The organism is Nitrospirota bacterium (assembly GCA_026387665.1).
Taxonomy (GTDB): domain Bacteria; phylum Nitrospirota; class Nitrospiria; order Nitrospirales; family Nitrospiraceae; genus Palsa-1315.
The window spans coordinates 88,776-100,611 of record JAPLLG010000004.1; the positions used below are offsets into that span (position 1 = coordinate 88,776).

An 11,836-nucleotide genomic window follows, 5' to 3' on the forward strand; every position below is an offset into this window, starting at 1 on the left:
AACATCGTTGTCCCGCAGCCTGCGAGGGTCTGTGCAATTCTTGGGCGATTCTGCCTCCTGATGGTTATAGGTCTGCAAGCCGGCTGCATCACGGTCAATCTGGTCGAGCCGTCGGGGCCGGTGCAGGAAGTGCAGCTGAGCGGTACGGGCGAGGGGAAAGTGCTGGTGCTCGATCTGTCGGGGGTCATTAGCTCGCAAGACAAAGACGGCCTCATGCCGCATCCCAATATGGTGGCCCTGTTCAAGGAAGAGCTGACGAGGGCCGCGAAGGACGACAAGATCAAAGCCCTGGTGCTTCGCATCAACAGTCCCGGTGGCACGGTGACCGCGTCGGACATTCTGTATCACGAGTTGCGGGAGTTCAAGCTCAAGAAGAAGGTGCCCGTGATCGCCTCGATGATGGATGTGGCGGCGTCAGGGGGCTATTACCTGGCCATGGCGGCGGACAGTATTTGGGTTCACCCCTCGACAGTGACGGGAAGTATCGGCGTGATCATGTTGACCGTCAATGCGCGAGGCCTGCTGGAAAAAGTGGGACTCGAAGCCAATGCCATCACGTCCGGTCCCCGCAAGGACATGGGTTCGCCCTTTCGGGTGATGACGGTTGAGGAGCGGGCCATCTTTCAAAGCGTGATCGATTCGTTTTATCACCGGTTTCTGGCTGTGGTGCAGGAGGGGCGGCCCCAACTGTCGTCCGAGCAGATTAAGAAACTGGCCGACGGGCGCATCTATTCAGGCGATCAGGCCAAGGCGGTGGGCTTGATCGATGAGATTGGATATCTGGATGACGCGATCGAGATGGCCAAGAAAAAAGCCGGCCTGACGGAGGCGCGGGTCGTGACCTATGGGCATAGGGGCGAGTATCAGAATAATATCTATTCCCGTTTGTTCGGGACGAGTGCCGGCATGGCCGGGTTCGCCAATTTAGATTTACTGTCGATGGTGCGGGGTGGGACGCCGCAGTTCATGTACCTTTGGATGCCGTAGGTTGTCATGACACGTGCTGCTGACGCAATCGATCGAGCCTTAGCCACGCCCATCGGGCGTCGGGCGATGTTGGCGCTGGGCGCCCAGGGGGCGATGAGCCTCTGCGCCGCGCTTGGGGTGGGGGCCGCCATGAGTCTGTTCGGCAGCCTGACCGGCTGTTACCGCGCGCCTGGCACGGCTCGTGATCAGGTGATTTTCTTCTCCGAAGAGAAGGAAATGCAGTTCGGATTGAGCGCCTACCGCGAGGTGCTGCGGGCTGCGCCTCTCAGCGACAACGCGGAAATTAATGAGCTGGTGCAACGAGTGGGACGGAGAATCGCGGCAGCCGCCAACAAGCCGGAGTATCAGTGGGAGTTTGCCGTCATTCAAGACGACAAGATGGTCAATGCCTTCGCGCTGCCAGGCGGGAAGGTGGCGATTTTCACCGGGATTCTCAAACATACGAAAGACGACGTCGGATTGGCGACGGTGATGGGGCATGAAGTCGCCCATGCGTTGCAGCGGCATGGAGTGGAGCGGATGAGCCGGAGCATCCTGGACCAAATCGCGCAATTGGGCGCCTTGGGCGCGGCAGTCTCAGGCAGTGTCAATCCCGGTGCGATGCAGGGGCTCTTGGGCGCCTATGGAGTCAATGTGTCGTTGCCCTTTAACCGGAAGCAGGAATCGGAAGCCGATTACGTCGGGCTCCGCTTGATGGCGCAGGCCGGATACGATCCGCGCGAGGCGGTCCCCTTTTGGGAACGGATGAGCGGCTGCCCGAGGCAGATGATCGGCAAGGTCTGCTTCCGGTCGCAGCAGGCGATCCCGGAATTTCTGTCCACCCATCCGTCCGATTTGACTCGTATCAACCAGATCGAAGCCTGGCTACCTGAGGCGCTTCAGCATTATCATGGGCCGGGGGGCGGGGTGGTTCCGCCGCCCGTTGCGCCATACAGGCCAGCCATCGGGCCCATGCCACAACCGAGCTAGTTGACTCTGAAACGAGGTTTTCGTGCCAAGGCGAACAGATATCAAATCCATTTTATTGATCGGGTCCGGCCCGATCGTGATCGGTCAAGCCTGCGAGTTCGACTATTCCGGCACGCAGGCCTGCAAAGCGCTGAAAGAAGAAGGCTACCGGGTCATTCTCATCAATAGCAATCCGGCCACGATCATGACCGATCCGGAATTGGCAGACCGGACTTATGTGGAGCCGATCACGGTCGAAGTGGTCGAGAAGGTAATCGAGCGAGAACGGCCTGATGCCCTGCTTCCGACCATGGGGGGCCAGACCGCGTTGAATGCCACGATGGCCTTGGTCAAGCGGGGGACGCTCGAAAAATACGGCGTCAAGCTGATCGGGGCCTCTGCTGAGGCGATCCATAAGGCCGAGGATCGCGAAGCCTTCAAACATGCGATGCAGCGAATCGGCTTGCGGGTGCCGGCCAGCGGCACGGCCCATAACCGCGACGAAGCCATCAAGATTCTCGAACAGACCGGATTCCCCTCGATCATCCGTCCCTCCTTCACCATGGGCGGAACCGGCGGGAACATCGCCTACAACCGGGAAGAGTTCGAGAAACTGATCGATTGGGCCTTGGCCATGAGTCCGGTCAGCCAGGTGCTGATTGAGGAATCGCTCATCGGGTGGAAAGAATATGAACTCGAGGTGATGCGGGACCTCAAGGACAACGTCGTCATTATCTGTCCCATCGAAAACCTGGACCCGATGGGAGTCCATACGGGGGACAGCATCACGGTCGCGCCAGCCATGACCCTCTCGGACAAAGAGTATCAGCGGATGAGGGATGCCGCAGTCCGGATCATTCGTGAGATCGGCGTCGACACCGGCGGATCGAACGTGCAGTTCGGCCTGGACCCCAAGAACGGTGACATGGTGGTCATTGAAATGAACCCGCGCGTGTCGAGGAGTTCCGCGCTGGCTTCGAAGGCGACGGGGTTCCCCATTGCCAAGATTGCCGCGAAGCTTGCCGTGGGCTACACGCTGGATGAAATCACCAACGACATCACCGGCGTGACCAAAGCCTCCTTCGAACCGACCATCGACTATGTGGTGGTGAAGATCCCCCGTTTTGCCTTCCAGAAGTTCCGCGGAGCCGATCCGACCCTTACGACGCAGATGAAGTCGGTGGGCGAGGTCATGGCGATTGGCCGCACCTTTAAAGAGGCTTTGCACAAGGCGATTCGATCATTGGAATTGAATATGAGCGGACTTTCCTCGCGGGAGGGGCTGGATCGCGGCATCCCGGAGGGATTCGACCGGACGCAGGGGCTGGAGCGGGTCCGGCAACATCTGCGGACTCCGATCGCCGAGCGATTGTGGCATGTGGCGGACGGCATGCGCCTTGGTCTCTCCAACGATGACCTCTTTGCCTTGACGATGATCGACCCCTGGTTTCTGGAACAGGTCCGTGAGCTGATTCAATTCGAAGCGGTGCTGGTCGGTCAGGCGGGCAAGAAGCCGGCTGTCCTTGAGGAACCGCTCTTATGGCAGGCCAAGGAACTGGGATTCTCGGACGATCGTATCGCGCAGCTCATCGGCGCCACGGCTGCCTCGGTCCGGAAGCAGCGGACTAGGCCCCAGGGCAAACGAGGCGTGACCTACAAGCGCGTGGACACCTGCGCCGCGGAGTTTGAAGCCCATACGCCCTATCTCTATTCGACTTACGGCAGTGAATGTGAAGCTCGCCCGACAGACCGGAAGAAAGTCATCATCCTCGGCGGCGGGCCGAACCGCATCGGGCAGGGGATCGAATTCGACTATTGCTGCGTCCATGCGGTCATGGCCCTGCGCGAAGAGGGCATCGAATCGATCATGGTGAATTGCAACCCGGAAACGGTGAGCACGGACTACGACACCTCGGACCGGCTTTATTTCGAGCCGCTGACAGAGGAAGACGTCCTCAATATCGTGGAGTGCGAACAGCCGCTGGGCGTCGTGTTGCAATTCGGCGGGCAGACGCCCCTCAAGCTTGCCTTGCCCCTCTCCAAGGCCGGGGTCAAAATTTTGGGTACAAGTCCTGAGGCGATCGACCGGGCCGAAGACCGGGAGCAATTCCGCGACCTCCTGGATAAACTGGGGCTCCGCCAGGCGGAGAGCGGCATGGCCCGATCCGTGGACGAGGCCTTGAAGATCGCATTGCGGATCAGCTATCCGGTGATGGTGCGGCCGTCCTATGTGTTGGGCGGGCGGTCCATGCAGATCGTCTATGACGAAGCAGGCTTGCTGGAATATATGACCACGGCGGTTAAGGCTTCGCCGAAACATCCGGTGCTGATCGACCGATATCTTTCGGATGCGATTGAAGTCGATGCCGACGCTATTTCAGACGGGACGAATGTCGTGGTGGCAGGGATCATGGAGCATATCGAAGAAGCCGGGGTCCATTCTGGAGACTCGGCCTGTTCCTTGCCGCCCTATTCGCTTAAGCAGAGCGTCGTGGAAGAGATTCGCCGACAAATGAAGGCCCTGGCCCTGGAACTGGGCGTGATCGGCTTAATGAACGCGCAATTTGCCGTGAAAGAGGATACGATCTACGTGTTGGAGGTCAATCCTCGAGGCTCGCGCACGGTGCCCTTCGTCAGTAAAGCCATCGGGGTGCCATTGGCCAAGCTGGCGATGAAGGTGATGGTGGGCAAGACCTTGCCGGAGCTGGGATTGACCGACGCTCCTGCGCCGGTGCATTTGTCCGTGAAGGAATCAGTTTTCCCCTTCAATAAGTTTCCCGGGGTGGATGTCCTCCTGGGGCCGGAGATGAAGTCTACCGGCGAAGTGATGGGCATCGATCAGGATTTCGGCTGGGCCTTTGCCAAGTCCCAGGCGGGAGCCGGTGCGCCGCTTCCCAAGGGAGGCACGGCCTTCATCAGCGTGAAGGAAAGTGATCGTCCTGCCGCGCTGGAAGTGGTGAAGCAGCTTCATAAGCTGGGGTTCAACATCCAGGCGACGAGCGGCACGGCGGGCTATTTGCGGGACCATGGGGTGCCGGCGGAAACCGTGAATAAGGTCAAAGAAGGCCGTCCCCATGTCGTGGACCATATCAAGAACGGGCAAGTGGCCTTGGTCGTGAATACCGTGAGCACGGCGGCGTCCCATGCCGATTCCTTGTCGATCCGCCGGGAGGCCTTGAATAAAGGGCTGGCCTATTATACGACTATCCGGGGCGCGCGAGCGGCGGTCATGGGGATTGAAGCGATTTTGAAGACAGAGCTCACGATTCGGTCGTTACAGGAATATCACCACCACTCATAGAGGACGCTACACTATGCCGACACCGATCACGCGAAAGGGGCACGAGGCACTTCAGGCAGAGCTTGATCGTCTTCGCAAAGTCGAACGCGCCAAAAACATCGAAGCCATTGCTGAAGCGCGGGCCCATGGCGACCTGAGCGAAAATGCAGAGTACGATGCCGCCAAGGAACGCCAGGGGTTCATCGAGTCGCGTATCATCGAACTTGGGTCGAAGCTGGCTGATGCCCGCATCATCGAAACGGCCGGGCGGGTTTCCGAGACCATCGTGTTCGGCGCCACGGTGGTCGTGATCGAACAGGAGTCGCAGTCGAAACGTCAATATACGCTGGTGGGCCAGGATGAAGCCGATATGAAAGTGAACCGCATCTCGATTCAGTCTCCGGTCGGCAAGGCGCTGATCGGCAAGCGCGTCGGCGAGTTCGTCGAAGTCAAGACACCGGTGAAGATCGTCGAATACGAAGTGGTGGAGATTCGCTTCGAGGAGCTGTAGTGCCGCACCCTTCGGGGCTCATCACGCTGTTGACCGATTTCGGGGATCGGGACTCCTTCGTGGCGAGCATGAAGGGCGTGATCCTTACCATCAATCCCCACGCCACCTTCGTCGATCTCTCGCATCACGTGCCGCCCCATTCCGTTGAAGCCGCCGCCTATCTCCTGAATTCCTGTTATCGCTATTTCCCCAAGGGCACCGTGCATGTGGCCGTCGTCGATCCAGGTGTCGGCAGCGCACGGCGCGCCCTCATCGCCAAGAGCGAGCGCTACTTCTTTCTAGCCCCCGACAACGGACTGTTAACGTATATCCTTGCCGGGAATCCCGATATGGAAGTGCGGGAGATCGAGAATGCAGACTATCGTCTGTCATCGGCTGGCCACACCTTCGACGGACGTGACCTTTTCGCCCCAGCTGCGGCCTGGCTGACCAAACAACAGTCGTTCGAATCATTCGGCCGGCTCGTCACAGACTGCAAGACCTTTACGATTGCGCCGCCAACCTGGGAAGGCAAGACCTTGGTGGGAGCAATCATCCATGTGGATCGGTTCGGCAATCTGATTTCCAACCTGACTCAGCAGGATCTCGAAGAAGCGCGAGCAGTCACGAAGCGCCGGCAATTGTCCATTCGGATCGGCAAGCAGGCCATCGAAGGACTGGTGGCCTGTTACAGTGAAGGGACGGAAGGGCAGCCGTCCGCGCTCATCAACAGCGATGGGAAGTTGGAAATTTTCGTGAAGGAAGCGTCAGCCGCGGACCTCCTCAAGGAGGGGAGAGGGGCGCGAATCGACGTGTCGTGAGCCGGTACGGCGAAGAAGTTGGCGATGTTGCGGGAGAGATTCTTTCCCTGAGGAGTTTGAACAAGCCTGAAAGGATTACCGGTAGGCGAACACGTCCATCTGAATAGACTTGATGGGCTTCGCTTCCCCATGGACCATGCGCCGAACTCGCTCGGTTGCATCGCGGCTGAACATTGGTTCGCCGCAATGGAGGCAGACTGTTGCGGGAATCTGTTCAACTTGTACGGGCTTGCCTTCGATATCGAAGACCTCGCTGACCAGTTCTTGACGGCTCTCGGTCTTTCCACACACATGACAGCGAAACATAACTACCTCCGTCTGGCGTAATCATACCACTCTGCGGGGTCCGGCTCATAGATCGTAATGATCTTTAGCAGGTCGGAGTCGATGTGGGATACCTGAAGGTGCAATGGGCGACGGGTTGTTGTAAATCCGAGCAGCAGGCTGCTGGGAGCATATTTGTCATCGGGATAGTCCTCAATGATGTTGGCTTCTGCTCCGGCTTGTCGGATCTCCGCATCGCTGATATTTCGCTCAATGGCGCGCTTGAAGGCATGGCGGCTGAACTCGAATTCTCCAGCGGCTAGTTGTCGGCGAATGTCGTCTAGTGTTTTCATTGAAAGGAATAGCGCGACTATATCCGATGCTCTCGTTTAGCGCAACGAGGCATAAGCTCTGTAGCCTTTCGACAGTGTAAGCCCATCGAGCCATACGGCGAAAGATGATTGCGTGGGGCTGGGGCTCAGCCGCTCCCGCGCCTCCCGGAGCGACCCGTTCGGGCTCCGCCGAGTGGCAGCCTTCGGAAATTCCCTCGCAGGCTCGGTCAGCTTCCGTTTGCCTTCTCAGCGGAGCCTCGACGGGTCCCCGCTCCTCCAGCGACGTCCGCTCTGAGCCCAAGCCCCGCGCCAAGAAAATCCTTGCTGTAGGATTGTAAGGTCTGAGGCTTATTCTTCGCTGGAGGTGGTGTTCGCGTCTGTTTTGCTCAACTAATCCCCCAACAGTTCTGGCATACTTGAATCCGCATTTTTACACAAGCAGGGTGGACCGCAAACCTTAGTAGGATTCACTCCAATGTTTCCCATCCTTCGCAGATTTGATTGGAACGAGATTAAGTCCTGGGACGGCCTGGAGAAGGCGATCTCAGGGCTGCCGACACAACAGGACCGAGGCGAAGCGTTTGAGGAGTTTAGCGAGGCGCTTCTGGAACTGCACAAAGACTACTACCAAGCCACGAAGATTTGGAGGTTTCGCAACGTACCTGATGAGATTTTAGAGCGCCTCGGGTGCTCAAACCGCCAAGATATGGGTATCGATGGAATGATACTTCACTGCGACGACACGTTGACCGCTTACCAATCGAAGTTCCGCCTTGACCGGTCTGACATCCCATCTCAGCGCGAGCTGTCTACGTTCTATATGGTGAGCGACCGTGCAGACTTTCGCCTCATCATCGCTAATGTTGAAGACTTACCCAGAGTAGTACGTGAGCGGAAAGCGCACGGCCAATATCTCGTTGATTCGTTACTCAATCTCCCTGAGGAATTTTTCGCCTCCCTTCAGGAGTATGTCTTTCATGAGAAGCCCAAGGTAGGACCTCCGCTAGAGCCGCGTCCATTCCAGTTGCAGGCGATTGACGCAGTGATCGATGGTTTCAGAGAACACTCGCGCGGGCAGGCCATTCTCCCTTGCGGATCGGGAAAGACTCTCATCGGGAAATGGATTGCCGACAGACTTGGCGCCAAACAGATCCTCATCCTGGTCCCGAGTCTGGCGCTAATCAAGCAAACCCTGGAAGAGTGGTATAAGGTGCGCGGTCCAGGGTTTCGATATATCTGCATTTGTAGCGATCAATCAGTCGCGTTATTGCATAGCGAAGATGGCTGGGAAGCCGATCCCTCCGATCAGGACTTCAAGGTTTCCACTGATCCTAGAGAGTTAACCGCGTTCTTGCGGCAGTCATCACCACTTCCATACGTGGTTTTCTCAACGTACCAGAGTAGTGCCGTCTTAGTTGATGGCTTGCGGGAACTTGCTGTGCAGAAATGCCGCTTTGACCTCGTGATCTGCGACGAGGCGCATAAGGTTGCAGGGGCAGCGGGGAAACCTTTTGCTCAGGTTCTTGATGATGACAAAATCCCAGCAACGAAACGGCTTTTCATGACAGCGACGCCCAGAGTTATCGCGCCGCAGTATCGCAAAAAGACAGAAGAGGATGCCGTTCCTATTGTCTCGATGGACGAGCCAGACGTATTTGGTCCTGTGTTCTACCGCATGAGCTTCGCGGAGGCTATTCAGCAGGAAATCATCTCCGACTATCGCGTCGTCGTGATTGGAGTCTCGGAGCAAGAAGTAGCTGAACTAGCCCGCAGTGGACGGACCATTGAAACAGAGGATCAGGAGCGATGGGAAGCGCACGGACTCGCGCAACGTATCGCGCTAGCGAAGGCAATTGGGCTTTACGGGATCAAGAAAATTTTCAGCTTTCATAATCGCGTCGCCAGCGCGTCAGAATTTGTCGATGCAAATCGGACGGATAGCCTTCCTGCCGTCCTCGACAAGATGAGTCCAAATCTTCACTACTCAGCGAAGCATATCAACGGGGAGATGTCTGCAGGGACACGCAATCGAATTTTGCGTGAATTCAAGATGAGTGCACGGGGGGTAATCTCTAATGCACGCTGTCTGGGAGAAGGGGTCAACGTGCCGGTGGTGGATGGCGTATTTTTCGCAGACTCCCGCAGTTCGGTTGTTGATATTGTGCAAGCAACTGGCCGAGCGCTCCGCGTGGTTCCAGGGAAGAGCAGGGCCTATGTGATTATTCCCGTCCTTGTACAGGAAGAGGAAGATCCAGAAACCATTATTGAGGCAAGCCGTTTTCAACTTGTATGGCAAGTTCTAAGTGCAATGGCCAGTCAGGATGAACGCGTTGAAGGAGCGATCCGTGAAGCGCGAATTCGGCAAGGCGAGGGACGAGCCCCCCTGTTGGGGCAAACGCATGTCACCGATCGACAGGATCTTCCGGATGCCAATACGTTTCTGATTGGATTTCCAAAGCACATTGCATTTTCCGAATATCAGAGTCTCTTCTCACTTGAAATGATGGAGCAATTGGGCACTCGATGGCACTTGAGATTCGGTGCATTGAAGAAATACATGGAAGAGCATGGACAAGAGCCCGATCAGGACACAGAATATGAAGGATTTAAAATCGGAAAGTGGCTTCTTGCCCAACGCGCTACATTCAAAAAAGGGAAGCTTTCAGAGGATCGAGAGGAACTCCTGGAACAGTTAGGCGTTCAATGGGGTGAATATCGCGATACGGAAAGAAATTGGGTGCGCCACATGGCAGCATGCAGCACTTATCTTGATGAAACCGGCAAGCTGCCTGTCTTAGGCGAAGAAAGTTCTGATGGTCTAAAGATTGGTCTTTGGCTCACGCATCAACGTCGGTTATTCAAGAAAGGTCACTTAAGAGAAGATCGAAAGAATAATTTGGAGAGGCTTCTGGGGAAAGTCTTGGAACCTCAAAAGGCTCGGTGGGAGCGAAACCTTGCTGCGTACAAGGGCTACGTCGAGAAAACCGGCAAACAACCGGAACGTCGAACAGTTCACGAAGGCGTTGCAATTGGGAACTGGCTCATAAATACAATTCGGCCTCAAAAAAACAAGCTTTCCACTGAACTAGTTGGAAAATTGGATGCACTTGGGTTTGTGTGGGAGGCCGGAAGGAAAAAGCAAGCAGCGAGAGGCTCGACTGATTCGTGGTTCAAATATTTTGAGTCTTGTCGGTTCTTGATGAGGACATTAGGAAGAAAAGTTGTAATAACAGACACGTTTCGTGGCGTAAACGTAGGACATTGGTTTCAGATGGAAAGCCAGATTTATGCAGCAGGGGCCTTTTCAGATTTTAAACGGCTACTATTCAAATCCTTAATACTCTTGGACGAAAACCACGGGCGCGTTTTAAATGAATGGTTTTGGAACTACTCACACTGCCTCGAATTCGTCCTGTCAAAATCATCCGCGCTGACCAATGAATACTCCTATCATGGACTTCCTCTTGGTGAATGGTTTGGCAAGCAGGTGAGCTTGATGGAGAGTGGGGCTCTTCTGGCTCGTCAGGAGGACGCTATGAAAGAGCTTTTGACCATTATCAGGGACAGGGAGTCTACGGATAGCCCATCCGTCTAAGGTCAATACGCATGCCTGACACCAAATCGTTCGATAGAAGTATCAACGGAACAGCCTCCGTTTCGATCCATCACTCGCCGCGCGCCGCGAAACGTGGGCTATTTATTGTCGAGCATCGCTTAGACGGAATGCGGAGTTTTCACACGCTTGCAATCAAGTTCTGTTAGATATTTTTTCGCGAGCTCGACGGATTTCGGAAACTTTCCACTTGGCTCCGCCTGTTCAAGGAATTTCGAGAAATCTTTTCTGGCGGATTCCAGGTCTTCCTTATAGAAGTAGTTGATCATTCCCAGGCAATACCATAGTTGCATCTTGTTCGGTTCGAGATTTAGAACGTCGACGACAAAGGTCTCAACTTGAAGGGCGGTGTTGTCAGAAACGAGACTCCGGAAGGCTCTTTGGTATGTCTTGTGTGCATCTTCAAGCCTTCCATCATAGGCATCTAGAAATGCTAAACCCCAAAGCCATGCGGCATCTCTACTGTTCTCGGCCTTCTTGATCTCTTTTTTCGCGCTTTCTATATCGCGAGAAGACGAGAATAAATAGATCCCCTTCAGTAGATGGCCACTGTAGTTACTGGGGTCAATCTCTTGGACAACATCCAAGAACCGTCGCATGTCCTCCAAGTAATTTGGTGTTTTCTTTGTAAATCGTAGGTCTGCCGCATTGAGCCCATCCACAACCAGCACATTTGCAACTCTGGCGGTTAGTTGTTTGGGCCCTGGCCAATCAAGCCCTTTCTCTTCATTCCTTTTTAGCTCTGTCCATACACCATAGTGAAGGTCGAACGCAGAAACTGGATCACCTGAAAGTAGACTTGCAATTCCTAAGATAAATCGCGATGCCACGCCCACCAAATCTCTCGCAAGTTCGAATCCGCGAAGTTCTTCAGTCTCCCGGATTAATGCTTTTCTCGGAAATGCAAGATCAATGTCTTTGCTAAACTGTTTGCTTACATCAAGTGCAATGGGGGCATGTTGAGCTAGCCCAGGTTTTGTGGACACCAGGTTAAGAGTCACTGACCCGTCGCTCGAACTCCAGCGGCGTCAAATAGCCCAGGCTCTGATGCAACCGCTGGCGATTATAGAACCCTTCAATGAACGCAAAGATCTCCCGACT

The 11,836-nt window shown here is 55.5% G+C and carries 9 protein-coding genes; 6 read left to right on the forward strand and 3 right to left on the reverse strand.

The genetic code is table 11. The features are described 5' to 3' along the window. Nucleotides 1-60: 60 nt before the first annotated feature. The 5 genes from sppA to NT179_03260 are packed head-to-tail and all read left to right on the forward strand — an operon-like array spanning nucleotide 61 to nucleotide 6,526. The gene (gene sppA / locus NT179_03240) at nucleotides 61-987 is read left to right on the forward strand and encodes a signal peptide peptidase SppA (protein MCX5721030.1); all 927 of its coding nucleotides are present in this window, start codon (nucleotides 61-63) and stop codon (nucleotides 985-987) included. A 6-nt stretch (nucleotides 988-993) separates the two neighbouring features. Continuing rightward, complete coding sequence (locus NT179_03245) at nucleotides 994-1,956, forward strand: M48 family metallopeptidase (protein ID MCX5721031.1); 963 nt, start codon at nucleotides 994-996, stop codon at nucleotides 1,954-1,956. 22 nt (nucleotides 1,957-1,978) lie between these two features. After that, the gene (gene carB, locus NT179_03250; protein ID MCX5721032.1) at nucleotides 1,979-5,236 is read left to right on the forward strand and encodes a carbamoyl-phosphate synthase large subunit; all 3,258 of its coding nucleotides are present in this window, start codon (nucleotides 1,979-1,981) and stop codon (nucleotides 5,234-5,236) included. Between the two features lie 13 nt (nucleotides 5,237-5,249). Then, a complete protein-coding gene (greA, locus tag NT179_03255) occupies nucleotides 5,250-5,726 on the forward strand; it encodes a transcription elongation factor GreA (protein ID MCX5721033.1) in 477 nt (158 codons plus the stop codon). Next, nucleotides 5,726-6,526, forward strand: coding sequence for an SAM-dependent chlorinase/fluorinase (locus NT179_03260; GenBank protein ID MCX5721034.1), 801 nt, complete (start codon nucleotides 5,726-5,728; stop codon nucleotides 6,524-6,526). The genes greA and NT179_03260 overlap by 1 nt, the downstream gene beginning before the upstream one ends. 75 nt (nucleotides 6,527-6,601) lie before the next feature. Here NT179_03260 and NT179_03265 read toward each other — a convergent pair whose 3' ends face one another. Next, nucleotides 6,602-6,832: a YgiT-type zinc finger protein gene (locus NT179_03265; protein ID MCX5721035.1), complete on the reverse strand. Its 231-nt coding sequence runs from the start codon at nucleotides 6,830-6,832 to the stop codon at nucleotides 6,602-6,604. A gap of 2 nt (nucleotides 6,833-6,834) precedes the next feature. Continuing rightward, a complete protein-coding gene (locus NT179_03270; GenBank protein MCX5721036.1) occupies nucleotides 6,835-7,143 on the reverse strand; it encodes a DUF4258 domain-containing protein in 309 nt (102 codons plus the stop codon). A 454-nt stretch (nucleotides 7,144-7,597) separates the two neighbouring features. Here NT179_03270 and NT179_03275 point away from each other — a divergent pair, with 454 nt between their 5' ends. Next, on the forward strand, nucleotides 7,598-10,717 hold the full coding sequence (locus NT179_03275) for a Helicase associated domain protein (protein ID MCX5721037.1): 3,120 nt from the start codon (nucleotides 7,598-7,600) through the stop codon (nucleotides 10,715-10,717). Between the two features lie 119 nt (nucleotides 10,718-10,836). Here NT179_03275 and NT179_03280 read toward each other — a convergent pair whose 3' ends face one another. Next, nucleotides 10,837-11,721, reverse strand: a complete 885-nt coding sequence (locus NT179_03280; GenBank protein ID MCX5721038.1) for a hypothetical protein — start codon at nucleotides 11,719-11,721, stop codon at nucleotides 10,837-10,839. Nucleotides 11,722-11,836 lie beyond the last annotated feature (115 nt).

What these genes read in the sequence shown, in the direction of transcription:
- sppA (MCX5721030.1), top strand. Translation starts at nt 61, where the DNA reads ATGGTTATAGGTCTGCAAGCCGGCTGCATCACGGTCAATCTGGTCGAG.
- NT179_03245 (MCX5721031.1), top strand. Translation starts at nt 994, where the DNA reads ATGACACGTGCTGCTGACGCAATCGATCGAGCCTTAGCCACGCCCATC.
- greA (MCX5721033.1), top strand. Translation starts at nt 5,250, where the DNA reads ATGCCGACACCGATCACGCGAAAGGGGCACGAGGCACTTCAGGCAGAG.
- NT179_03265 (MCX5721035.1), bottom strand. Translation starts at nt 6,832, where the DNA reads ATGTTTCGCTGTCATGTGTGTGGAAAGACCGAGAGCCGTCAAGAACTG.
- NT179_03270 (MCX5721036.1), bottom strand. Translation starts at nt 7,143, where the DNA reads ATGAAAACACTAGACGACATTCGCCGACAACTAGCCGCTGGAGAATTC.
- NT179_03275 (MCX5721037.1), top strand. Translation starts at nt 7,598, where the DNA reads ATGTTTCCCATCCTTCGCAGATTTGATTGGAACGAGATTAAGTCCTGG.